Genomic DNA, 22,386 nt, shown 5'->3' on the forward strand with positions numbered 1-22,386 from the left:
TTCAATCAATATTTTTTGTTTTTTATACAAAAACACAACAGGCGTGCAAAAAGCTTTCCCTACACGCCTGTTGTTAATTACCCGATCCACTGCTCCAAAATATCTGTAAGCCTTTCCATATCAATGGGCTTTGAGACATGATCATTCATGCCTACGCTCTGGGCTTTACCTATATCGCTCACAAAAGCATTAGCAGTGAGCGCAAAAATTGGTATATCCGAATCCGTCCGGTGCATCGCCCGTATTTTGCTTGTCGCCTCATAACCGTCCATAACCGGCATTTGAATATCCATCAGGATCGCCTGATAGTATCCAGGCTCTGACGTTTTAAACATCTCCATTGCCTGTTTTCCATTCTCCGCAGTCTCCACCAAAATTCCCTGCATTTTAAGAAGTTCAACGGCAATCTCACGATTGAGGTCATTATCCTCAGCCAATAAAAGACGTTTACCCAAAAGTCTGTCATGGGCCTCTTCTTCTCTGGTATTCTCAGTCTCTGTCTTGGCCGTACAGCAAAATAGCTGGAGCACGTGCAGCATCTTAGATTTAAATAGTGGCTTGGTGATAAAGGCATCTGCTCCTGCGCGTAGAAATTCGTCTTCGATATCCGAAAAATCATAGGCGGAAATTATGATAATAGGTACCTCTTCCCCCATTTGCTCCCGGATCACTCTGACTGTCTCAAGGCCGTCCATTTCAGGCATTTTCCAGTCCAGGATGACCGCAAAATAATCCTCACCGCGGTCATGGGCGGCCCGAACGCTCTGGACCGCCTTTGCCCCGGATAAAACCCAATATCCGCGCATCCCCAGTTCATTCAGCAGCAGCGCGGCATTTTCACACACGATCTGATCATCATCTACCACCAGCACCGGCAGTCCTGCCAGCGCGTCGTCGCTTTGCTCTTCCTCAATCTGCAGCTCCAGCGGTACCGTCACAATAAACTGGCTGCCCTTTCCTGGCTCGCTCTTTACATCAATAGTACCATTCATCATATGCACAATGTTTTCAGTAATGGCCATGCCAAGACCAGTTCCCTGAACTTTACTGATACGCGAATCCTCAGCTCGAGAGAAGGGTTCAAAAATTTGTGTAAGAAATTCCTGTTCCATTCCGATACCATTGTCCGTAAAAATAAATTCATACTGGCCTTTTTTAGGAATAATCGAAGGCTTCTCGTTAATCAGCAGAGTGATCTTCCCGCCCTCCGGCGTATACTTGATGGCGTTGGACAGCAGATTCAGAAAGACCTGCTGCAGACGGTCTCCATCGGTGATGACCTTTTCATGCTGCACCTGTCCGACAATCACTCTGAAATCATGCTTTTTCTCAGTTAACAGCGCTTTACACATATCCGACGCTTCCTGGATAAGCTCTGGCAGTTCAGCGGCTTCAAAGGACAGGTCAAGCTTCCCGCTCTCGATTTTCGACATGTCCAAAACTTCATTAATCAGGCTGAGAAGATGCCGGCTGGAGACATTAATTTTATTCAGACAATCCCCAACTTTTTCCGGACTTTCCAGGTTTACCCTGGCAATGGCTGTCATGCCCATGATTGCGTTCATAGGCGTCCGGATATCGTGGGACATGGACGACAGAAAATCAGTTTTGGCGGAGTTAGCTACACGCACTGCCTGATAGGCGTCCTCCAGAGCTATACGCTGCCTCTGCTGCTCTTGCCTTTCCTCTGTAATATCCAGTCCGACGCTGTAAAAGGAAGGAATACCATCCCAGCTGTCCAAACCATCCACATAGCACATGGTAATGGTCAGGATACGCTGTTCACCTGACCGCTTTTTGATCCGAACCTCAAACACGGTATTCTGCCCTGTAGCCTGATGCTCGGCAATAGTTTTTTTCACTCGGGCATGATCGTCAGGATATATGTAGGTACACTGGGAATGCAGCTCTTTTTCAAATTGCTCTTTGGTATAACCAATCATATCTAAAAAGTCCGCGCCATACCAAAGAACAGTCTTGAAATCCCGGGCGTCCAGACGTGCAAAGCCACCGGGAATGGTTCTGAGCAGAGCTTCACGCTCACGGTCTTTCTTCGCGAGCTTGTACTCTGCGCTATACATATCATGAGACAGCTCAATCCGGGCTTTGTGTCCATACCAATTCACAATCTGGTTCTTAATCATAAAGGTCCTATCCAAAATCGGATTGAAAAATTCCCATTCATAAAAGGAATCCTCAGTTAAACGGTCATTAGTACAGAAAGGGCAGGGTGTCGACCGCCCCTGTATCACCTCATAGCATTTTCTCCCAATAATTTTCTCCATTGGCTGCTGCAGTGTTTCACAGGATACTTTGTTCACATACAAAAGCTCATAGGTAGACATATCGCTGATATAAATATTTCCGACATATTCATCCATCATTAATTTGAAATAATGCATTCGCTGCTCCTGCAGCGAAACAATATCTGTAACTTCAACAAATACGGCGTTAATCACTGGTTCATCCTCTTGCCCAGCTTCTGCCATTGTCGCAGTCACCTGAAACCATGCCTCTCCCTCTAAAACAGGCATCCTGCAGACTGCCTTCGCGCGGGTCTTCCCAGAATCAAAAGCCAGAAACAACGCGTTCTTAAGCATATAAAAATCTTCAGGATAGGCCTGATAGTAATGCCTGAGATTTGAAAATTGCGCCTGGTATGTTTCTTCTGTATAACCAATACTTCTGTAAAACTCTGTATTTGCCCAAAGCACTGGTAGTTCTTCACTCAAAAGGAGTCTGCATATCCCGACGCCCATACCATCCAGCATCATCCGCTCACCGGCTGATTCCGGCTTTATTTCATTTTTATCTTTCATTAATACCATTCACTCCTTCATGGTCGCTTTCAATCATAATATAACCACTTGTTCACATTATATCTTAACAGCTTTTTAAAATCAATTAATAATCCAGTATTGCCACTATTCTTTTGCGAATTTTTTTACTGTTATTTTTTTAAATGTTTTTTTACGTGGCGAATTTGAAAACTTTATTTTACATCTGCATGACGTTGTGGTATAATCAATACGGTAAATTATTGTATTATTGTATAAAATTTGCTGTAGTACGACTGAATTAGCACCAAACAGGCTTTGGATTTATCCCGCCTGTTTTTTATTGCCAGAAGTTTTATTTTTTATTACTTTACAGGTCTATTTTCACTTGTATTTACACTGTTTTATGCTATAATAATAACCGTTTATAATTTTGAAATTATTGTTAATCAAGGGAAGGTAACCATGGGAAAATATTACGAAAAAAAGACACTCATTGAGCAATTACAAAAGAGAGCCGTTGAATTAGGACGTGTACCCGCTCCTGAAGATATGATTGATCCCCCGGCAAAAGCTTATCTTGGCTTTTTCAAGAAATGGGAAAAGGCAGTCAAAGCTTCCGGCATCAGTGCTTCTGCCCTTACTCCAACGTCAGTCAAGGAGAAAGCTCCTGCCGTCCCCGAAATTTCCGAATCTGCTGAAGCAGTCGCCAATGATCCTGAACCCGCCGAAGAAGCTGCTTCCCAGGGACGCCGCCGTTACTCTAAGAGCATTATCACACAGATGCTGCTGGATGAGTTTAAACGCCTCGGTAAAAAACCAACCCGTAAGGAAATAGACGCAAACAAAAATCTTCCAACAGTTTCGACCTGTCTTAATTATTTCGGCACAACCCGAATCGGTGATGTGTGGGATGAAATCTTAAAAGATCTCTAAAAAAAGATGGTGCGCCCTTTTGGCACACCATCTTTTTTTAGATAAATTCAAAATCCTTCTGACCAAATTCCTGGATCTCGTATTTTGTGGATTTTACGTTTCTTTCCTGTTCAGCCTCCTCTTGGTTTTCCCAGGGAAGGACATCACCCGGCTCCTTCAGGTATTCTAAAAGTTGCCAGATTCCTTCTCCCGTATAAGAACTCACCGGAAAGATCGGGTCAGCGCCAGTCAGTTTAAGCCATTCGATGGCCTGTTCCGTATTGGCGCAGGGATGGTCGATCTGCGTAACAATCCCAATCACCGGCCTGTTTGCCACAGGTGCGACGTTGGGCGGATATAAGGAATAGGGCTCGGTCGCGTTAATCAAAAGAGCTACCACGTCCGCCTCATAGGAATAGAGGGCCAGTGCCCGCGCCAGTGTATTTGTTTCGGCGTATTCGCCCGGTGTATCAATAATTACATCGAAGTGATTGACATATTGCGTTTTTTCATATTGAATGGTATCGCCCTTCAGCGCCTGGCGCAGCGTGGTTTTTCCGCATTCACTCCTGCCAACCAAAATCATCTTTTTCATAAAGTCGCCTTCATTCTATGTTGTTGTAATTTCGCAGATGGTAAAGCCTAATGTTCCCTGAAGGTAGCTCAGAATTGCATTGACCGCTGATTTAACATCGGAAATACGGCCTGTAAAGATTAAGGTGCCGCTGAAACGGTCAATAAAACCCATGTCAATCGGGGCGGTCTTGATGGCCATATCCCCTGCGATAACAGCAATTTCCGCTGGTGTCATGCTTAAAATACCAATGGCTGCCTTATTATAATCCACACTTGGGTTTAAACCCAGCTTCTGGTAAACGATCGGGTCTGGACCCGCGATAATATGTGCCAGTGTAACCTGTTTTCCCGGTACGGTTTCCTGTATGATACGAAGTTTGCCTTCGTTTGATCCCAGTATATTGTTCACATCCATTGAAGTCCCTCCTAAAAATCCCCATAACTTTTCATTTTTTATTATTGTATTACTATGTATTGTAACATTTAATCTTTAAGCAAAACATGGAAATACTTGTTTGATAAAGCTATTTTTTGTATTTTAACCCAAAAAACACCCCTGATCAGGAGTGTTTTAAAGACTTATTCGCCACTGTTTAAGTGCTCGCCGCCAAATTTTTTTCTGAGGACAATGATGCCGCCAAACCCTACGATCACGAGCGCCAGACTAATCAGCTGGGCTACACGCATGTTCATAAACATCAGGCTGTCCGTCCGCAGGCCTTCAATAAAGAAGCGTCCTACAGAATACAGTGCGAGGTACAAAAACAGCAGCTCGCCGTTGACTTTTTTGAATTTCTTTTCATAAAAGAACAAGAATCCAAAAACGAGCAAATCCCAGATGGACTCATATAAAAAGGTGGGATGAACACGAATCATCCCCAGAATCGGGTCGTTCACCGTAATGGCCCAGGGCAGATCGGTGATGGTGCCATGAGCTTCCTGGTTAAGATAATTGCCCCAGCGCCCAATGGCCTGCCCCAGCGGCAATGCAGGGATCACCGTGTCCGCCAGAGAAAAGAAATTGATCTTCTTTACCCGGCACAGAATAATCCCGACGATCACTCCGGCGATAATACCGCCGTGTATGGCCAGTCCGCCGGAGCGCGTCATAATAATCTCATTAAGGTGTTTTGAATAGTAGCCCCATTCAAAAATAACATAATAAAGCCGCGCGCCCACGATAATGGATGGAACCAGGAACAGAAAAAAATCCATGATGTCATCGCTCTTGATGCCGTATTTTGAACTGCGCTTAACTGCAATTACCATCCCGATTACCAGGGCTGCGGCAATGAGGATTCCGTACCATTTCACCTCAATATTGAAAATCGTAAACGCTGTAGGGTTCGGTGTTGGCATGGCATTCCTCCAATAATTTTAATTTATTCTTTTTCTGGCAGATCGCCAACCATCGGAAGTGGACTTCCGTCATCACAGATGGTCAGATAATCAATTGTAGCGGTTTCCTTATCGACGATACAGGCCAGCTGTCCATTGCGCGCGCCGGCTGCGTTGCCTTCTTCGATATCAATGTGCATTTCCATTTTGTGTTTATCCCCAACACGAACCAGCACATTATTGAAAACAAGGCCGCGAGGACCCTTCAGACGAACCGAAACAATATCGCCGTCCTTCAGATTGTAGTTAGCACCTTCTTCGGTGGATAAGTGGATATGTCTTTCAGCGACGATCATCCCCTTTTCCTTAACTACTTTACCCTTTGGTCCGATAATGGTAAAGCCCGGTGTACCTTCCAGGTCCCCGGATAAGCGGATCGGAACCTGATGGATTCCTAATTTAACACCATCTGCGATGTTTAATTCCAGCTGTGTCTCTGGACGAACCGGACCTAAAACACGAACCCCTGCCAGTGTGTTCTTTGGTCCTACAATATCGACCTTTTCAACCGCTGCAAACTGTCCAGGCTGAACCAGAAATTTTTTCGGTGTCAGCTCATAGCCTTCACCGAATAAAGCTTCTAAATCCTCCTGGGACAAATGAATGTGTTTGTTTGATAATCCCAATGGTACTCTGCGTTCCATAAATACTAATCTCCTTTTCATTAACCATTAATTTTTAAGTTTCTCTACCTTGCTTTATTCTACCTAAAAATTATTCACTTGTTAATGCACTATTTTGTTCATTTTGCGCATTTCGCATTTTAAAGACTGCTACTATTTTGTCTTTTTTAGTTTTTTGGTCATTTCCAGCATTTCAGCGGCATGATCGAGAGTCGTTTGAGTCACCTCTGCGCCGCTGAGCATCCGGGCCAGTTCATTCTGGCGCTCCTGTTCTCCAAGTGGTCCAAAATTCACTTCAACGCCGTCATCGTCTGATTTTTTCTCAACCAAAAAATGCTTATCCGCCATCGAGGCAATCTGCGGCAGATGAGTAATGCAGATAATCTGGTGGGTCTTGCTGAGCTCAAAAACCTTCTCCGCCACTGCCTGGGCAGTCCTTCCGCTGATGCCTGTGTCAATCTCGTCAAAAATCATAGTCTGAATCCGGTCTCGGTCGCCAAAAATGCTTTTGATACCGAGCATTATACGGGATATCTCCCCTCCCGAGGCAATTTTGCGCAGCGGCTTGGGAGGCACTCCAGGATTAACTGAGATTAAAAATTCAACCTGGTCCTGTCCTTTAGGCGAGATCAGCTTCTTTTCCTGACTGATCTGTACCTGTACCACCGTTTTTTCCATAGCCAGATCCTTCAGCTCACGTTCAAGGGCTTCCTTAAATACCTGTCCGGCTTTTTTGCGCATTTCATGAAGCGCAGTGGTCCGGCTTTCATAGTCCCTCAGAATTTTTTTATACTGCTTCTGGAATTTTTCGATCTGCTCATCGCGGTTCATAAGGCCAGAAAGCCGTTCTTCCAAAATCGTACCATAATCCAGTATCTCTTTGATCGAGCTTCCATACTTTCGCTTGAGCCCGGTGATCACGCCAAGACGCTTTTCCACTTCATCCAGATTATTCATGTCAAAGTCAATACCGTCAATATAGCTGCGGATTTCAAAGGACAGATTCTCAAGCTCCTGGTAAGCCGATTCCACCACAGCCTCATAGGCCTTAAAGCCGCTGTCAATCTCCGAAATGTCCCGTATGCGGTCACCCAGCTCGGTCAACAATGCCAAGAGGGCGGTCTGGTAGGCGTTTTCGTCACCATTTAAAACCTGGTAGGCTTCATTGGCGCTTCTGAAAAGCTGTTCACTGTTGACAAGAATCTTTTTATCACTCTCCAGGCTTTCTTCTTCACCGTCGATCAGCTTTGCGGCCCGAATTTCCTTGAGCTCATACAAGAACATTTCCTTCTGGCGTTCCATTTCCCGCTCATCCTTTTCAAGACCGCGGATTTTCTGACTGAGCTCCTTAAGCCTCGCAGCATCTTCCGCCACAGTGCCCAGCAGCTCCCTGGCTGGATCACCGCCAAAATCATCCAAAAGATGACGGTGGTTCTCCCGTTGAAACAGTGACTGATGCTCATGCTGTCCGTGGATATCAATCAGGTTGTCACCGATGGCCCGGAGCTGTGTTACGGTGATGATCATCCCGTCTGCCCGGCACACATTCTTCCCCTTTGTGTCAATTTCACGGGTCAAAATGAGACGCCCATCCTCTGGCTCAATACCAAATTCGGCCAGCTTGGCGGCAACTGCCTGGTTTCCGTCAATATCAAACAGCCCCTGTACCACCATTTTATCCGCACCGTATCGGATATTGGACTTATTGCCCCTCTGCCCCAGCAGTAGCGTAAGCGCGTCGATGACAATGGATTTACCGGCACCGGTTTCCCCAGTGATCACATTGAGCCCCGGATCCAGGTCGATATTCAAGGCCTCGATCAGAGCGTAATTTTTAATGACGATATTTAACAGCATAAAAACCTCTCCTGTGCTTTAATCTGTCGGCTATTTTACCCGATGCCGTCAGGGCTTCATCAATTTTTTAAAGCGGCTTACGATTTCATTGACATCATTTTGCTCCCGGACGGCGACAAAAATGGTATCGTCTCCGGCCACAGTGCCGACCACCTCACTCCACTCCATGGAATCAATGGCCAGAGCGGCCGCCTGGGCCATAGCAGGCAACGTATGAAGCACTACTAAAAAGGTTGCTGTATCAACCGTCAAAACGGATTCCCTGAAAACTGCCACGACCCGCTCATCGTATATGGTTCCCATATCTTTTAAGGAGGAATAGTACTGGCGTCCGTCCTGCCCCATGACCTTAATAAGCTTAAGCTCCTTAATATCCCTCGAAATCGTAGCCTGAGTCACCTTGTAGCCACTCTGTTTTAAGTGCTCGGCCAACTCTTCCTGGGTTTCAATCTGATTATTTTCAATGATTTCAATGATTTTAGTCTGTCTTGCTACTTTCACGGCGTCTACCTCCTGTCTTTATTGCTGATATTGCTAAGCACATCGTCAGAAAGCTTTTTCCTCAGACGATCGTAGAAATTCACATTGTTGAGCCGGACTAAATTGGCCGTATAGGGTGCTTTTTTCACTATAACCTCATCCCTCGCGCCAATGGGGATAATATTCTGCCCGTCAAAGCTTACAATAATATCCCGCTCACGCTCATCAAAACGAATGGTGATATCTTCCTCTGCGGCAATCACATAAGCACGGTCGTGAAGCCGGTGCGGACAGATAGGATTGACGATCATGACGTCTGTTCCAGGCGCCACCACCGGTCCGCCAGCCGCCAGCGAATAGGCGGTCGAACCGGTCGGGCTTGCAATGATCATCCCGTCTGCTCTGAAAAAGTCGATCATGTTCTCGCCCTCTTTCCCGGCGTATGCTTTAATATCCATCATTCTAAAGCCGGTATTTTTCACAAGAACGTCGTTGAGCGCCAGAAAGGTCTCGCACTTGCCGTTTGGCCGATGTATAGAAGAGGACAGCATCATCCGCTTTTCAAGGAAGAACTCGCCATCGCACAGAGCCTCTAACAGGTGCTCATAGTTGGAAGCCTCTCCTTCTGTCAAAAAGCCCAGCTTTCCAAGGTTAATGCCGAAAAGGGGCATGTCGTAAATGCAGGATGCCCTGGCAACAGACAGCAGTGTTCCGTCTCCGCCCAATACCACGATGCAGTCCGGCTTCTTGTAAAATTCATCCTTGGAATAGATGCTCACCCCAGGATCTCCATCCGGCTCCATCTGATGATTGAGCAGAGCGACCTGTATTCCACGCCTTCTTAGGTAGCGGATACACTTAGCAGCCATTTCCACACTATCGCTTTTATCACAATTGAGATAGATGCCAACTTCATTCATCATTGCTTTCCCCATCTTTCTTGCTATAGGCGCTGTGGGCTGTATTGACTACCTGCTCAATCAATTGTTCACGGTTTTCAAGCCCGGCAGTCTCAGATTCTGTCAATTTCTCGACAAAGCAGAGAAATTCAATATTCCCCTTAGGCCCCTGTATAGGTGAATAATCTAACCCCAAAACCTTAAAATGCTTTTCCATAATCTGTGTAAGTGTCCTGTCCAGTACCTCCTGATGGATCTTTTTATCCCGGACAACACCCTTCTTACCCACCTTATCGCGCCCTGCTTCAAACTGGGGCTTAATAAGCCAGATACCCTTTCCACCATCCTTTAAAAACAAGCGGATCGCGTCCAGAAGCTTTGTGATTGAAATAAAGGAGACATCCATAACCGTTCCGTCCACACTATCCGGGATCGCGCCTTTTTCCAGATTTCTAAAATTCGTGCGTTCCATGGACACTACCCGTTCATTTCCTCGGAGACGCCAGTCAAGCTGGCCATATCCTACATCCACCGAGTATACTTTTGCGGCGCCATTTTGCAGCAGACAGTCTGTAAAGCCCCCGGTCGATGCACCGATATCAAGGAAAATACCATCCTGTACCGGAAACGGAAAAACCGAAAGTCCTTTTTCCAGCTTGAGTCCTCCCCGGCTCACATAAGGGATGGGATTGCCCTTGATCTCGATAACGGATGGGTCTAAGTCCACCGCCAGCTGATCCCCTGCTTTATCCTTGACTTGGCCGCCCACCATAACCAGCCCGGCCATAATGGCTTTTTTAGCTTTTTCCCGAGAATCAAAAAAGCCGTGATCAACGAGATATTTATCAAATCGTTCTTTTTTCATACATTCTACTTTCTATTTATAAAATGATACCGGTCTGCCGGCATAATAAGTCCATCAAAACCGGGCTGTTATTCACAGCCCTTGAATAAAATCTTAACGGTTGCCACAGGCACTGAAAAGCCGTGGATAATCGAGGTACTGTTCTTCATTGCCAGGTCCTTGCCAAGAGCCTTGCCGCCAACCGTCAGGCAGGCAATGCACCCGCTCATTACCAGACTCAAAACAACCGCGTTAAAGAGCGGATAAAAGCGCAGAAGCTGTGTGGCAATGCTGACGCCCGTAGCGCCACTGACAATGCCGCAGATATCCCCGATAACATCATTACAGACATTTGACACCCGCGGAGCATTTCTGACCAAAGAGACCGCTGTCTTAGCACCCTTTAGCTTTTTGGCGGCCATGGCATTAAAAGGCTCAATATTAACCGCTGTCACGGCCACACCCACAATATCCGCCAGTATCCCAAAAGCAATAATGGCAAATAAAATAAGGAAAGAAATCAGAAGACCCGTATGGGCTAAAAGCGTATCCGAAATATAAGTGACCAGCATGGTCGAAAAGAAGGTTCCAATGGAAACTCCGATCACCCAATGGCGGTGCTTGCGCTCTTTTAATTCCTTTTTAGACAAATTTTTCTTGTTTGTTTTCATCAATTCTCCAGTTTTAAACTAAAAAGAAAGGAATTATGCGACGCATAATTCCTTCACATTCTTTCATGGGGTGGTAGCATAATGAGTAAACTTTGCGACATAGGTTCAGTAGGATTTCCCAAAACATGACTAAGACGTCGCCGTCAAAGCGGTTTCCCTTTACATGTAGTCTGCAGCGTCACCGGATGCAGGACTGAATTACCACTAAGTGTGCACTATAATCCCCACTATACCTCTTGCGAGCAGTCTAGGAGTTTTCCTCGACAACACCCATTGATCCTTAGCCTCTTTTGCAGATTAGGTTTCGAACGCAATATTTTATACTCTCCGGGCCCTGGAAATTATAAAACTGTCAGCCCATCCACCTAAGCCACTCAAGGCAGGCTACACTGTTTCAGTACTCCATTCCACTACAGAATGAAACACATTCACAGGTTTTCCCTATCATTAGACAGGTCTCCACGGAAGCAGGGTCAGAAGCCCACATGCCATTGCAGGTTGCCCCATCTTCCTTAACCCCCGGTGAACACCCCCAACTGGGCGTCAAAAGCATTCACAAGGGACTTCATCGATATGCCCTTCGACGGATTTTTAGGCCCGCCCTGGTGATCAACAGTGCCGACTAGAATACTGCACCACCTGTATAAGATTATATCACCTTCCTTTCTTTACGACAAGCGAAAAACTGTATAAATATGTAAAGATTAAACAATATTTAAGCTGCTTTTCCCAAAATGCGTGAATATTGGGTGTATATGCGCCAGAGCATCCTCTAAAATCATATTTCGCTCTCCCCATTTTTTATCGTCAAACTTTTGTAATACAGGTATTTCGTTTTTCTTAAAGCCCCTGTGGTAAAATGTAATAATCAAAGCACAAAAAGGTTGTTAAACAATGAAAAGACTTATCGACGGCGCCGGAACCATCGGTCTGGTATACAGCTGGCTTTTATCCAGCCTGCAACAAGTCGATGTCTTGTTCCGCTCTCAACGTATCAGAGAAGCTCAAAAAAGGCTATGATCTCATGCTGATCGATAAATGTGAAAAACTGGAAATACTGAAGCGTTTCCACTACATCCCCAAATCGTTACCGGGCTCAAAGACAATTATGATCTGATCTTTGTTACTGTCAACCGCTTCCAGCTACCAGCCATTATTCCAGAATTAAAAGATAAAAAAGGAGACGTTCTCTTAATTTTTATGCAGAACCACTGGGTCATTGAGTCAGAGCTCCAACCCTTTTTTGCACCAGCGGAATATCTGTTGGCTTTTCCATCACAGGTGAGCGGGGAGGAAGCTCCGATTCGTCGGTTGAGACTATTGTCTTTTCTGAAGACACCCTGTTGGGTGAAAGCAGCGGCCAGATAATCGACCGCTTAATTGTTTTAAAGGCAGTTTTTGGCTGCAGCTCCCTGCGCATCAGGCTTCAGGCGGATATAACTGACTGGATCCGGGTCCACTATCTCCAACATTATGTCAATGCAGGCGCTATCTTAGAGGTCGGCACCTATGACCGTTTTGCCCATTCACCAAAGAGGATAGCCCGGATGTTAAAGCTTACAGAAAAAGGGTTCAGATATGTGCTTCTCTTGGGTTGATCTTAAAAATATCTTTTCTGCGCCATTATTTAAACTTCCTCTTCCCATCATCTCCCTGGCCATGCAGAAAATGTTTAAAAATCCGAACACTCAAAACATGATTAAAAACCATATGCTTCAAGGCCTGTCTGAATGGATTGACGGTTATTACGAAGTTCTGAAAACAGGCACAGAGTGCGGTGTCCACATGCCACCTGGTCCTCATACGTGACAGCTGTCGGCCAATATCAACATCAAAAAGAGCAGCCGCATTAAAAGCGGCTGCTCTTTTTATGGCTTTGTTTTCCAAAGCAAAGGCGCTTCCTTCATAAGACACGAGGCTACAATGCCCAGAATACCTGCTGCCACACAGATCAGGAAAACATGATCTACCGACATCGCAATGACTTCTTTAGCCTGCCCCAGCAGCGTATTAAAACCATCGACAAGGATTGCCGGTATACCTGTGCGAATCTGGTCGACCGCATCTGCGTTAATAATAACCTGAGGATTTTTCAGGAGCGCCGTGACTGTATCCGGAAGGCTGCCCACATCCAGATTTGACATTCCCTTTGTCAGTCCTTCGTTCATGACTGCCCCGCACATCGAAGATCCCACTGTCCCGCCAATATTTCTAAAAAACAGCACTGACGAAGTCACCGTTCCTATCTGGGGCGGAGGGCAGGCATTTTGAGCGTTGACATTCGCGATGGGCATGCTCATGCCAATGCCAAAACCCAGGATCGACATATACGTAACTATCAACACGTAAGGCGTGCCTGCCCCAATGTGCGAAAGCAGAAACGCACCAAGCAAAAGAATGACAAAAGATACAACTGACAATCTTGGCGCTTTTCCGTATTTCGAAATCATTCTGCCAGTAAAATTACTGGCAATCAACAGAGCCAGCATCATGGGAATGGTCGTAATGCCCGATGCCGTTGCTGAAATTCCCATAACGCCCTGGGCATAATAGGGCAGATAAACGATGGCGGCAAGCATAACAAACTGAGCTAAAAAGGCGGTCGCAAAAGAAAAGCTGATGGCCCTGTTAGTCAAAAATGACAGCGGTATAATGGGGTTCATAGCCCTTTTCTCATGAAATCCAAATCCGATCAGTACCAGTACCGAGAACAAAAGTGCCAGATTCATGTGAAGAGAAAACCAGCCAATTTCCTTACCTGCCAGACTCAAAACCAACAGCAGAGGAATCACACCCATAGCTAACAGAAAAATTCCCAAAACATCCAAGCTTTTACGGTTGTTTTTAATTCCTGGAAGCGCTATGCCAATCAGTACAGCGGCTGCAATACCAATGGGCAAATTCATATAAAAAATCCACCGCCAGCCTAAATGATCTGAAAAGAACCCTCCAGCCAGAGGTCCTATGACGCTGGCCAGTCCATACATTGATGAAACGATCCCCATATATTTCCCTCTTTTTTGTGGTGGAAATACATCCGCAATCACAGTAAATACACTCGCTGCAATTAAACCTCCACCAATCCCCTGGAGACCTCTGAACGCAATGAGTTGAAAAATATTCTGAGATATTCCGCAAAGCATTGAAAACAGGCTAAAAGCAATGATTCCACTCATAAAAAGTGGCTTATGACCATAAATATCCGCAATACCGCCACAGATTAATGTCGCCATTGTTGAGCAAAGCATGTAGGCTGTAAAAGGCCATGCATAATAAGCCATACCGCCTAAATCCTCGATAATAGGCTTCATCGCAGTACTGACAACTGTCGAGTCAAGGGCTGCCAGCAAAAGGCTGACCATTACACCGATCAAAATCAATGTAGTTGATGTATTATCTGTTTTTTTCATTAAAATAAATCCTTCTTTCATCTACTTGATACTAGTATCAACGATACTATTAAACTTAAAATAAAACCGCATTAGAGGCGGAATAATCTCTTTTATACTACTATCGAATATACTATAAAGTTAAAAACAAACGGATAAACGGTAATGCCAGTCATCCGTAATAATTCTCTTTAAATTCTTTAATCCAATCACAAAACAGCAGGTACATTCTACGGTTCAAATCAATGACCGAAGTTCCCTGATATACCAAAGGTCCCTTTGCCACTGTTTCAAGCCGATGCGCTTTGTCAAAAAAAGTCTGATATAATTGATCAAGCATTGCTTTTCCAGTCGCATCATCAAGCTTTTCAATATTCGCAATAAATGCCGTAAAAGGCAGATAGACCGTTTCGGGCTTATCAATACATTTCTCCATCAAATCGAAAAAGCAGGCCTTTCCTTTTTCGTTTATGGTGTAGATGGTTTTTTGCGGCATTTCCCCTTCTTTAACCACCTCTCCATCAATATATCCCCGTTCGCAGAGTGTCACAAGATTTCGATAAATAGAGGGGGTGCTGATCTTAGTCCACCGTTTGATATAGCGGCTGTCCATAACTTTTTGCATTTCATAAGCGTTCATGGGCTGTTCCATTAAAACACCCAGAATTAATAAATTTACTGTCGACATCACTTCTCCTTCGACAACTAGTATAATCGAGACTAGTATCAGTATAGACCATCTTTTAGAAAAAGTCAATCCCAAATTCAGAGCATAGTCTTTTACAAACATACTTAAATAGCTTCACCAATTTCATACAATGTGATATAATAAGACCATATAATATAATTGGAGGTGTAACAAATGCGAATTTGTCCACATTGTCAATATGAAATGAGCGAAAGCTTTGACATTAAAATTGACAGCTCAGGTAATGGCTTAAAAGTTACAAAAGAGGGTACATTTGGCGAAACGATCGGAAAGCCAAAGGCTGCGGTCTGCCCAAAATGTGGCGAAGTCTCAATTTATTTAGATGAATCTGACCTGGCCGGCATTGCACCTCAGAAAATAGAATATTGACCTAAAATAAAAGCAAACAGAGGCCTTTGCCAAAGGGTCCCTGTTTGCTTTTATTATCATGCTGCTTAATTTATTGTTCGCGTTGGTGGCTTAAAAGGAAAAGCAGAATTATCTCTTCTGCGCAGTGGACTATCTCCTCAGGGCACTGAGCCATTGCATCCAGCAAACCCGTCGTTTTACCAGAATTTTCTGGTCCATATAAAATAGCATCTGCCGACATTTTGAGTACCTGAGAAAAACGGTTCAGACTCTTAAGTGAAAATCCTTTTGTTCCCAACTCTATATCTGTCAAAAATGTAGTGGAAACTCCTATTTTCTGCGCCAGCTCTTCACGGCTCATTTTTAGAAGTATCCGCTGTTTTCGGATTCTCAAACCAATGGCTTTGTGGTCAAGTTCCTTCATTGCCTGTGCTCCTTTCTTTCCTTAGAAGCTGTATCATCGGGATCCGAGGTCGCCTTTAGCTCTGTTACCACCGAAAGAATTTCCTTTTGAAATTCAGGTGTGGCCTGACTCAAATGCTCGAGAATTTCCTCAACAACCGCATTTTCTTTACTCACTGGAATCTCCTCCATTCATCAGGTCTAAGTATATGTATTTTATATTCTTTTTCGTTTATTAAATTCATTTTATATTAATTCACTCTGAATGTCAACTAAGTATTTAAAACACTGGTAACAGAGGAGTTTATATCCCTAATTCACTGATTGACAGCGGGTCTCAAGTATGGTAAATTAAAAAACAAATACTATAAAAGGGGGTTGACTATTGAGTATCGGAGAACGGTTGAAAGAAGCGCGCAAAGCAAAAGGATTTTCTCAGGATAAACTGGCTGAAGCAATAGGCACCTCACGTACGGTTATTACAGATATCGAACGCGACAAAACAGAGCATCCGCGAGTCTCTTATGTCGATACAATCTGTAAAACACTGGAAATCAGCAAAGAGTGGTTGCTCCGCGAGGAGGGCCCGATGGCCTATCCGCTCCCCGAGTGGAATGCCAATGAGATTTTAACACAGATTCATGAAATTCTGGTTGATCTCCGCCCAGAGGAACAAATCTATGTGCTGGATATGATAAAAACCTATGAAAAGCACCGGATTGCCCTTGATAAAGAATCTTAAATGCTGACCTCTCCCCAAAAGGGGAGTTCTTTATTTTCTCACTGCTGAATAAAGTAAATGGGGCATATCCATTTCATAATAGTGCTTGAGTATTTCTCCCTTCAACGTCATTCCGTTACGTTTTGCTACGGCCTGTGAGGCGGTGTTCGTATCCCGTATAATGGAAAAGACCTCCTCAGCTTCTAAAACCTCAAAGGCATACTGTTTACAGGCAGTGGCTGCTTCGGTTGCATAACCTTCATGCCAGAAATCCTTTTTAAGCAGATAGCCAATCTCTAAAACACAGTTTTCGCCCACACACTGCCGGGTCAGGCCACACTGCCCGATCATTTCTCCGGTTTCTTTGAGCAGCACGGCCCATAAACCAAAACCATCTTCACGGTAGCGTCTTTTTTGATTCTCCAGCCACTGTCTTGTTTCTTCATCCTCAAAAGCATGTTCATAGGCCGTCATAACAACAGGGTCCTGAAGCATCTCACAGAGGTCTGCAAAGTCATCGTCATTCATTTCTCTGAGTGATAATCGTTCTGTTTCTAAAATCATGTTCATTCCATCTCCTCGTTCAATAAAACCATGTGAATGTGGTCCTCCCATACACCGTTAATTTTTAAATATTTTGAGGATAAGCCTTCATTCCTGAAATGAAGTTTTTCGGCTACCCGCAGAGACGCTCTGTTTCTGGGAATAATATTGGCTTCAATTCGGTGAAGTCCCAGCGGTCCAAAGGCTGTTTCAATCCCTTTCCTCAGGGCTTCTGTCATAAGCCCTCTTCCCTGCCTTTTTTCATCCAACCGGTAACCGAGAAAGCATGAGCAAAATGGTCCCATAACGATATTGTTAAAAGAAATGTTACCAATAACCACGTTTTCATTTTCAGGCATCAGCCAATACCTTAAACTCTGCCCCTGAAAAAAATTTTTTTCATCCTGTTCCAAAACTTTTTTCTGGTAAGCTTCTGTATAAAACTCTGAGTCATGCGCCGCATCCCAGGCTTTCAGAAAATCGGCGTTTCGTATAAAATACTCGGCTACCATTCCAGAGAGTACTGTCTCTGAACGTCTCAGGACCAGCCGATCCGTAAAAAGTATTTTCTCAATCATTCACCGTCCTCCAATCTCGTAATCAGGGTCTTTAATATTAACACCTTTTTCGGAAAAAGAAAAGCCTTTTTACGTTTTACACTTCGGTTAAATTTTATATCCTGTGGTATAATCATTAAAAGACTTAAGGAGGAAACAGAATGCCAAACGCAAATAAAATGTATCCCCGAAAGGGTGATATAAACAGTATTTATCTCAAAAACGCCATAACAGACCCCGCAATTAAAGTCGGGGACTTTACCGTTTATAACGACTTTGTCAATGATCCCCGCAATTTTGAAAAGAATAATGTTCTCTACCACTATCCCATCAATCATGACCGCTTAATTATCGGAAAATACGGATCCATCGCCTGTGGCGCAAAATTTATTATGAACGGCGCCAATCACGCGATGGACTCGTTATCCACCTTTGTTTTCCCTCTCTTTTCCGATGATTGGGACATGCCACTTCAAATTCAGGATAGCTGGGAAAACAAAGGCGACACCATTGTCGGAAGTGATGTATGGATCGGCTATGAGGCCATCATTCTTCCCGGCGTCCATATCGGACATGGCGCCATCGTAGGTTCCAGAGCCGTTGTCGCAAAGGATGTAGAGCCCTTCACCATTGTCGGCGGTGTTGCAGCTAAACCGTTAAAAAAACGCTTTGATGAAAAGACAATTGATAAACTGCTTAAAATAAGCTGGTGGGACTGGCCTGCCGAGAAAGTTCAGAGATACCTGACAGACATTACATCTGGAAATATTGACGCCCTTATGAAGAATGCTTAAATTATAACGATTAGCTTGACAATAAAAAAATGTGATGGTATCATCTTTACATACCAACCGAATGTATCTAAAAAGGAAGTAGCTATGGCTAGAAACAAACATCCCGAGGTAACAATTAACCGTATTCTGGACACCTCCTGGGAATTATTTATGGAAAAAGGCTATGAAGCCACAACGATTCAAGATATCGTCAATGCGCTCGGCGACCTGAGCAAGGGCGCAATTTACCACCATTTTAAAAGCAAGGAAGAAATTCTCGATGCTGTGACTGACCGTTTTTACAAGGAGCAGGGTCTTTCGGATGTAATGACGCAGAACCCGACAAATAAAACTGGTTTGGAACGCCTGCAGCAGTGTATGATTATATCGCTGGAAAGCCCCTTTAACCACGCGGTTTATCACATGGTTCCCGACCTGTTAAAAAACGCGCGGATGCTGGTCATGCAGGTTAAAACCTCAATGGAGGACACCGCCCCCGCCATTCAAGTCCTAATTGAGCAGGGGGTCGCAGACGGCTCGATTCATACCCAATATCCGAAAGAGCTGGCAGAAACCCTAATTCTGCTGTCGAATCTCTGGATTACGCCTGCGCTGTTTACCAAAACGCGGGAAGAGTTTTATGAAAAAATTAAGTTTCTTGATACCCTTCTTTCTTCTCAGGGATTAAACCTTATCAATGAGGCTGTTAAAAAAGCCATCGACGTCTTTGCCGACGCCGTTTACTCTGAAGAGTAAATTCAAGCATCACCACATACCCAGTGCTTAGTTAATACATTGGGGATGTGGTATTAATACTGCTCCTTAAAGGAGCAGCATTTTTTAGCTTTTTACATACCATCGGTCGGTATTAAATTTTTTTTGGAGGTTTTTACCATGAATACCAACTCAAAACTTTTCAACCGGGATTTTACCCTGGTCGTTCTCGGGCAGATTATCTCACTGTTCGGGAATGCGATTTTACGTTTTGCCCTGCCGCTTTATTTGCTTAATCTTACAGGCTCTTCGGCTGTTTTTGGCTCGATCATGGCCATATCAATGATTCCGATGGCCCTGCTGTCCCCTATCGGCGGTATTATTGCAGACCGTGTGAATCGCCGGAACATCATGGTCATTTTGGATTTTATCACCTCAGGAATTGTCATTATTTTCGGCCTTATTTTTGTCCCTGATCATGCAGTGGTTTTGATTGGCGTTATGATGGTATTGCTTTCCATTATTCAGTCCTTTTACAGCCCTTCGGTCCAGTCCAGCATTCCCATGCTTTCTTCACCCGAAAACCTGATGAAATCCAACGCTGTTGTCAACCAGGTACAGTCTCTCTCCTCGCTTTTAGGACCTGTTTTCGGTGGTATGCTCTATGGTTTTTTTGGTCTTACCCCCATTATCTTTATTGGCGGCATCAGCTTCTTCCTTTCTGCAGTCATGGAAATTTTTATTCACATGCCCTATAAAAAGCGGCCAGCCGAGAGCTCTGTTTTTTCCATTGTCAAAGGCGATATGCGGGACAGCCTTAGCTTTATTCTGCATCAACAGCCCGTTATTTTTAAAGCCCTGCTTGTCGTCTGTGCCTTTAACCTTTTTATCACCTCTATGTTCATTATCGGGATGCCTACAGTCATCACCATCAATCTTGGCCTTTCCAGCCAGCTTTACGGTATCGCTCAAGGGATCATGATGGCCGGAGCGCTTCTCGGCGGCGTTCTTGTCAGCCTGCTTTCAAACAAGCTCACCCAGGATAAAGCACACCTCATTCTGGCTGGTTCTGCTCTCTGTGTTCTTCCAATGGGCCTCGTGCTTCTGCTCGGATTGCCGTCAATGATCAGCTACGCGGTCATCACCTTCTTTGGAATGTCGCTCATGGCACTGGCCTCTATTTTTACCGTTATGATGATGTCTTATGTGCAGATCATTACACCGGAAAGCCTAATTGGAAAGGTGATGTCTTTTATCATGGCAATTTCAGTATGTTCACAGCCCATCGGGCAGGCACTGTATGGTTTTCTATTTAAAATATCCGACAGTGCTCCCTGGACAGTCATTTTTGGCACTGGTCTTATTGCCATTGTCATCACTCTGGCTTCACGCAAAATTTTTCAAAGCATTGAACTCCTTCCAGCAGAGGAAAATTAAAAAAAAGAGATGGTGTGGCAAAAACGGCACATCATCTCTTTTACTCTATGTTAATCTAAACAAGCGCTCCCTTAAGCACAATGACTGCTGTGCCGCCAACCCGGATGCGCGGCTTTTCCTCTTTCTCATCAAAAATTGTTTTAATCATTGAAGGCTTTCCCATAGCCTCCCCCTGAATAAAACAATTGATCTCACCGGGCTTTATAAGGCCATGCCGCCTGAGATACCAAGTCAGCGCGCCATTGGAGGTGCCTGTGGCGGATTCCTCATCAATCCCGCAGGCTGGCGCAAAATTACGGCAGCGGGCCGTGACTTCCAGCGCCTCCTCCAGACAAAAAAGATGTATCCCTGTCACATCATAAGCAGCAGACAATCGAGAAGCCTCCTGAGCATTTAATACCGCTTTTTCCAAAGCCATTTGGCTTTTTACCGGCAGCATAATATCGCTGAGGCCTGTGTTTATAATCTGAGGCACCAACGTTTCGGGTACGTCAGATTTGTCAAGCGACAGGGAAGCGTAAAGGGCCGCGCTTTCTTTCCGCTCAAAAATTTTAATCGTTCTTGGCGCGGCCATTTCCATCCAGATATCTTTACCGGACACTTCGATCTCAAGGGAACCGGCCATTGTCTCAGCCCTGTAGCTTCCAACTTTTATGACGCTTTCCTCACGCAAAACCGTAAAGGCCGCAATGGTCGCGTGCCCGCAGAGCTCAACCTCCTGCGCTGGTGTGAAATACCTCAATTTAAAGGCTTCTCTCTCCAGTTTCTTTACAAAAGCGGTTTCAGAATAGCGCAGCTCTGCGGCCAGCAAACGCATAAAATCAGGATTGGGGAAATCCTCTCCATTTTCGAGAAGAACAACGCCTGCCTGATTCCCGCAAAACCGCTTTTCTGTGAATGAATCAACTATATATATTTTCATTTTTCAACTCCTTACCATCCCCCATAAAGCATTATCAGAAACTCCCGGAAAGGCGCCCACATTCCTATAAATTCCTGCCTGATGGCTAATATCATCATCTCACTGTCAATGACAGTGCCGCTACCACTGATATGCCGCTCAATAATTCGCACGCCTCTGGCGATGTCGCCACAGGCAATATGCCCTCTTGCATAACCGCCCACTGCTATATGGGAAGCGATGGCACATCCGCCGCTGGCAAACATCCCTACCGCCAGTCCACCGAGCGCAAAGACTCCTAAAGCAACGCCGCCGATTGCGATTCCCCCTGCAGCCATGCCGCCACAGGCGAGCATAAGCCCCAGAGCTAACCCTCCGAGCGCCAGCAGACCAAAACTCAACGCCCCAAAAGAAAAAAGTCCCACTGAAATCAAGCCAATGGAGATAAGTCCTGTCGCAATGTTTCCAACTGCGATAATGCCCTTTGCCTTGAAATGCGTCTTGAAACGTCCGCCGCGCCATCCAACATTTATGTGAACCAGAGGAATACCGCCAATATGATGCCGGCTTTTATATTCATAATGCCGGCTGCAGGGAACTTCCACAATTTTTATCGTCTCCTCTTTCTCAGAAGCCTGCGGCGCCTCGCCTTTTATGAGCTCATCTAAAGAAACCTCAAAAATTTCACTCAGAAAAACAAGATTATTGATATCCGGATTGGATAGTCCCGATTCCCATTTAGAAACGGCCTGTCTGGAAACGCCCATACGCTCTGCGAGCGTTTCCTGTGAAAACCCTTTTTGTTTTCTAAGCTGAAACAGTCTTTCTTGAAATGTCATTCTTTCCACCTCC

The 22,386-nt window shown here is 44.8% G+C and carries 25 protein-coding genes; 7 read left to right on the plus strand and 18 right to left on the minus strand.

Annotation, left to right across the window (positions count from 1 at the left end; genetic code table 11):
• Positions 1 to 77 precede the first annotated feature (77 nt).
• Positions 78 to 2,819 carry a PAS domain-containing hybrid sensor histidine kinase/response regulator gene (locus FYJ53_RS12540; protein WP_013381237.1) on the minus strand — a complete coding sequence of 914 codons (2,742 nt, stop codon included), beginning with the start codon at positions 2,817 to 2,819 and terminating at the stop codon, positions 78 to 80.
• Between the two features lie 276 nt (positions 2,820 to 3,095).
• On the opposite strand from FYJ53_RS12540, the gene FYJ53_RS12545 reads away from it, so the two are divergent.
• Positions 3,096 to 3,713, plus strand: coding sequence for a homing endonuclease associated repeat-containing protein (locus FYJ53_RS12545; protein ID WP_143074450.1), 618 nt, complete (start codon positions 3,096 to 3,098; stop codon positions 3,711 to 3,713).
• A 37-nt stretch (positions 3,714 to 3,750) separates the two neighbouring features.
• Here FYJ53_RS12545 and FYJ53_RS12550 read toward each other — a convergent pair whose 3' ends face one another.
• The 9 genes from FYJ53_RS12550 to FYJ53_RS12590 all read right to left on the minus strand — a co-directional run bounded on the left by FYJ53_RS12550 (position 3,751) and on the right by FYJ53_RS12590 (position 11,040).
• Positions 3,751 to 4,287, minus strand: coding sequence for a EutP/PduV family microcompartment system protein (locus FYJ53_RS12550; protein WP_013381239.1), 537 nt, complete (start codon positions 4,285 to 4,287; stop codon positions 3,751 to 3,753).
• Between the two features lie 15 nt (positions 4,288 to 4,302).
• A complete protein-coding gene (locus FYJ53_RS12555; RefSeq protein ID WP_013381240.1) occupies positions 4,303 to 4,683 on the minus strand; it encodes a BMC domain-containing protein in 381 nt (126 codons plus the stop codon).
• Between the two features lie 164 nt (positions 4,684 to 4,847).
• Positions 4,848 to 5,627: a prolipoprotein diacylglyceryl transferase gene (lgt, locus tag FYJ53_RS12560; protein WP_013381241.1), complete on the minus strand. Its 780-nt coding sequence runs from the start codon at positions 5,625 to 5,627 to the stop codon at positions 4,848 to 4,850.
• A gap of 23 nt (positions 5,628 to 5,650) precedes the next feature.
• A complete protein-coding gene (pduL, locus tag FYJ53_RS12565) occupies positions 5,651 to 6,310 on the minus strand; it encodes a phosphate propanoyltransferase (RefSeq protein ID WP_013381242.1) in 660 nt (219 codons plus the stop codon).
• A 132-nt stretch (positions 6,311 to 6,442) separates the two neighbouring features.
• Complete coding sequence (gene recN / locus FYJ53_RS12570; RefSeq protein WP_148427979.1) at positions 6,443 to 8,146, minus strand: DNA repair protein RecN; 1,704 nt, start codon at positions 8,144 to 8,146, stop codon at positions 6,443 to 6,445.
• Positions 8,147 to 8,194: 48 nt separating this feature from the next.
• A complete protein-coding gene (locus FYJ53_RS12575) occupies positions 8,195 to 8,647 on the minus strand; it encodes an arginine repressor (RefSeq protein WP_013381244.1) in 453 nt (150 codons plus the stop codon).
• A 5-nt stretch (positions 8,648 to 8,652) separates the two neighbouring features.
• Positions 8,653 to 9,549 carry an NAD(+)/NADH kinase gene (locus tag FYJ53_RS12580; RefSeq protein ID WP_013381245.1) on the minus strand — a complete coding sequence of 299 codons (897 nt, stop codon included), beginning with the start codon at positions 9,547 to 9,549 and terminating at the stop codon, positions 8,653 to 8,655.
• Positions 9,539 to 10,390, minus strand: a complete 852-nt coding sequence (locus FYJ53_RS12585; RefSeq protein ID WP_013381246.1) for a TlyA family RNA methyltransferase — start codon at positions 10,388 to 10,390, stop codon at positions 9,539 to 9,541. Before FYJ53_RS12585 ends, FYJ53_RS12580 begins: the two co-directional genes overlap by 11 nt.
• Before the next feature lie 68 nt (positions 10,391 to 10,458).
• Positions 10,459 to 11,040, minus strand: a complete 582-nt coding sequence (locus FYJ53_RS12590; RefSeq protein ID WP_013381247.1) for a hypothetical protein — start codon at positions 11,038 to 11,040, stop codon at positions 10,459 to 10,461.
• A gap of 1,343 nt (positions 11,041 to 12,383) precedes the next feature.
• Here FYJ53_RS12590 and FYJ53_RS12595 point away from each other — a divergent pair.
• Positions 12,384 to 12,638, plus strand: a complete 255-nt coding sequence (locus tag FYJ53_RS12595; RefSeq protein WP_148427977.1) for a hypothetical protein — start codon at positions 12,384 to 12,386, stop codon at positions 12,636 to 12,638.
• 270 nt (positions 12,639 to 12,908) lie between these two features.
• Here the strand turns inward: FYJ53_RS12595 and FYJ53_RS12600 are convergent, their stop codons facing one another.
• Both FYJ53_RS12600 and FYJ53_RS12605 read right to left on the minus strand, forming a co-directional pair.
• The gene (locus tag FYJ53_RS12600; RefSeq protein ID WP_041689897.1) at positions 12,909 to 14,450 is read right to left on the minus strand and encodes an MDR family MFS transporter; all 1,542 of its coding nucleotides are present in this window, start codon (positions 14,448 to 14,450) and stop codon (positions 12,909 to 12,911) included.
• Positions 14,451 to 14,601: 151 nt separating this feature from the next.
• Positions 14,602 to 15,117, minus strand: coding sequence for a PadR family transcriptional regulator (locus tag FYJ53_RS12605; protein ID WP_013381255.1), 516 nt, complete (start codon positions 15,115 to 15,117; stop codon positions 14,602 to 14,604).
• 174 nt (positions 15,118 to 15,291) lie between these two features.
• On the opposite strand from FYJ53_RS12605, the gene FYJ53_RS12610 reads away from it, so the two are divergent.
• Positions 15,292 to 15,507, plus strand: a complete 216-nt coding sequence (locus FYJ53_RS12610) for a hypothetical protein (protein ID WP_090415326.1) — start codon at positions 15,292 to 15,294, stop codon at positions 15,505 to 15,507.
• A 70-nt stretch (positions 15,508 to 15,577) separates the two neighbouring features.
• Here the strand turns inward: FYJ53_RS12610 and FYJ53_RS12615 are convergent, their stop codons facing one another.
• Complete coding sequence (locus FYJ53_RS12615; RefSeq protein WP_013381257.1) at positions 15,578 to 15,910, minus strand: helix-turn-helix domain-containing protein; 333 nt, start codon at positions 15,908 to 15,910, stop codon at positions 15,578 to 15,580.
• Entirely contained in the window at positions 15,907 to 16,065 is a 159-nt protein-coding gene (locus tag FYJ53_RS12620; protein ID WP_013381258.1) for a hypothetical protein, read from the minus strand. Before FYJ53_RS12620 ends, FYJ53_RS12615 begins: the two co-directional genes overlap by 4 nt.
• A gap of 208 nt (positions 16,066 to 16,273) precedes the next feature.
• On the opposite strand from FYJ53_RS12620, the gene FYJ53_RS12625 reads away from it, so the two are divergent.
• Positions 16,274 to 16,630: a helix-turn-helix domain-containing protein gene (locus FYJ53_RS12625; RefSeq protein ID WP_013381259.1), complete on the plus strand. Its 357-nt coding sequence runs from the start codon at positions 16,274 to 16,276 to the stop codon at positions 16,628 to 16,630.
• 30 nt (positions 16,631 to 16,660) lie between these two features.
• Here the strand turns inward: FYJ53_RS12625 and FYJ53_RS12630 are convergent, their stop codons facing one another.
• Positions 16,661 to 17,173 carry a GNAT family N-acetyltransferase gene (locus FYJ53_RS12630; RefSeq protein WP_200805556.1) on the minus strand — a complete coding sequence of 171 codons (513 nt, stop codon included), beginning with the start codon at positions 17,171 to 17,173 and terminating at the stop codon, positions 16,661 to 16,663.
• A gap of 2 nt (positions 17,174 to 17,175) precedes the next feature.
• Positions 17,176 to 17,730 carry a GNAT family N-acetyltransferase gene (locus tag FYJ53_RS12635; protein ID WP_013381261.1) on the minus strand — a complete coding sequence of 185 codons (555 nt, stop codon included), beginning with the start codon at positions 17,728 to 17,730 and terminating at the stop codon, positions 17,176 to 17,178.
• 140 nt (positions 17,731 to 17,870) lie between these two features.
• Here FYJ53_RS12635 and FYJ53_RS12640 point away from each other — a divergent pair, with 140 nt between their 5' ends.
• From FYJ53_RS12640 to FYJ53_RS12650, 3 genes are all read left to right on the plus strand, one after another.
• A complete protein-coding gene (locus FYJ53_RS12640) occupies positions 17,871 to 18,503 on the plus strand; it encodes a CatB-related O-acetyltransferase (RefSeq protein WP_013381263.1) in 633 nt (210 codons plus the stop codon).
• An 84-nt stretch (positions 18,504 to 18,587) separates the two neighbouring features.
• Positions 18,588 to 19,238, plus strand: a complete 651-nt coding sequence (locus FYJ53_RS12645; RefSeq protein WP_013381264.1) for a TetR/AcrR family transcriptional regulator — start codon at positions 18,588 to 18,590, stop codon at positions 19,236 to 19,238.
• A gap of 138 nt (positions 19,239 to 19,376) precedes the next feature.
• On the plus strand, positions 19,377 to 20,633 hold the full coding sequence (locus FYJ53_RS12650; protein ID WP_148427975.1) for an MFS transporter: 1,257 nt from the start codon (positions 19,377 to 19,379) through the stop codon (positions 20,631 to 20,633).
• A 55-nt stretch (positions 20,634 to 20,688) separates the two neighbouring features.
• On the opposite strand, the gene FYJ53_RS12655 is transcribed toward FYJ53_RS12650, so the two are convergent.
• Both FYJ53_RS12655 and FYJ53_RS12660 read right to left on the minus strand, forming a co-directional pair.
• Positions 20,689 to 21,555 carry a PhzF family phenazine biosynthesis protein gene (locus FYJ53_RS12655; RefSeq protein ID WP_073383568.1) on the minus strand — a complete coding sequence of 289 codons (867 nt, stop codon included), beginning with the start codon at positions 21,553 to 21,555 and terminating at the stop codon, positions 20,689 to 20,691.
• Positions 21,556 to 21,566: 11 nt separating this feature from the next.
• Positions 21,567 to 22,373: a helix-turn-helix domain-containing protein gene (locus FYJ53_RS12660; protein WP_013381267.1), complete on the minus strand. Its 807-nt coding sequence runs from the start codon at positions 22,371 to 22,373 to the stop codon at positions 21,567 to 21,569.
• Between the last annotated feature and the right edge of the window lie 13 nt (positions 22,374 to 22,386).

Origin of the sequence: Eubacterium sp. BL-380-WT-2B (genome assembly GCF_009696115.1) — a bacterium.
In the GTDB taxonomy this organism is placed as follows: domain Bacteria; phylum Bacillota; class Clostridia; order Eubacteriales; family Eubacteriaceae; genus Eubacterium; species Eubacterium callanderi.

Bases quoted from the DNA above. Each gene is read 5' to 3' on its own strand.
- FYJ53_RS12540 (WP_013381237.1), bottom strand. From the start codon at position 2,819: ATGAAAGATAAAAATGAAATAAAGCCGGAATCAGCCGGTGAGCGGATG.
- FYJ53_RS12550 (WP_013381239.1), bottom strand. From the start codon at position 4,287: ATGAAAAAGATGATTTTGGTTGGCAGGAGTGAATGCGGAAAAACCACG.
- FYJ53_RS12555 (WP_013381240.1), bottom strand. From the start codon at position 4,683: ATGGATGTGAACAATATACTGGGATCAAACGAAGGCAAACTTCGTATC.
- lgt (WP_013381241.1), bottom strand. From the start codon at position 5,627: ATGCCAACACCGAACCCTACAGCGTTTACGATTTTCAATATTGAGGTG.
- pduL (WP_013381242.1), bottom strand. From the start codon at position 6,310: ATGGAACGCAGAGTACCATTGGGATTATCAAACAAACACATTCATTTG.
- recN (WP_148427979.1), bottom strand. From the start codon at position 8,146: ATGCTGTTAAATATCGTCATTAAAAATTACGCTCTGATCGAGGCCTTG.
- FYJ53_RS12580 (WP_013381245.1), bottom strand. From the start codon at position 9,549: ATGATGAATGAAGTTGGCATCTATCTCAATTGTGATAAAAGCGATAGT.
- FYJ53_RS12585 (WP_013381246.1), bottom strand. From the start codon at position 10,390: ATGAAAAAAGAACGATTTGATAAATATCTCGTTGATCACGGCTTTTTT.
- FYJ53_RS12590 (WP_013381247.1), bottom strand. From the start codon at position 11,040: ATGAAAACAAACAAGAAAAATTTGTCTAAAAAGGAATTAAAAGAGCGC.
- FYJ53_RS12600 (WP_041689897.1), bottom strand. From the start codon at position 14,450: ATGAAAAAAACAGATAATACATCAACTACATTGATTTTGATCGGTGTA.
- FYJ53_RS12605 (WP_013381255.1), bottom strand. From the start codon at position 15,117: ATGTCGACAGTAAATTTATTAATTCTGGGTGTTTTAATGGAACAGCCC.
- FYJ53_RS12610 (WP_090415326.1), top strand. From the start codon at position 15,292: ATGCGAATTTGTCCACATTGTCAATATGAAATGAGCGAAAGCTTTGAC.
- FYJ53_RS12615 (WP_013381257.1), bottom strand. From the start codon at position 15,910: ATGAAGGAACTTGACCACAAAGCCATTGGTTTGAGAATCCGAAAACAG.
- FYJ53_RS12630 (WP_200805556.1), bottom strand. From the start codon at position 17,173: ATGATTTTAGAAACAGAACGATTATCACTCAGAGAAATGAATGACGAT.
- FYJ53_RS12635 (WP_013381261.1), bottom strand. From the start codon at position 17,730: ATGATTGAGAAAATACTTTTTACGGATCGGCTGGTCCTGAGACGTTCA.
- FYJ53_RS12640 (WP_013381263.1), top strand. From the start codon at position 17,871: ATGCCAAACGCAAATAAAATGTATCCCCGAAAGGGTGATATAAACAGT.
- FYJ53_RS12645 (WP_013381264.1), top strand. From the start codon at position 18,588: ATGGCTAGAAACAAACATCCCGAGGTAACAATTAACCGTATTCTGGAC.
- FYJ53_RS12650 (WP_148427975.1), top strand. From the start codon at position 19,377: ATGAATACCAACTCAAAACTTTTCAACCGGGATTTTACCCTGGTCGTT.
- FYJ53_RS12655 (WP_073383568.1), bottom strand. From the start codon at position 21,555: ATGAAAATATATATAGTTGATTCATTCACAGAAAAGCGGTTTTGCGGG.
- FYJ53_RS12660 (WP_013381267.1), bottom strand. From the start codon at position 22,373: ATGACATTTCAAGAAAGACTGTTTCAGCTTAGAAAACAAAAAGGGTTT.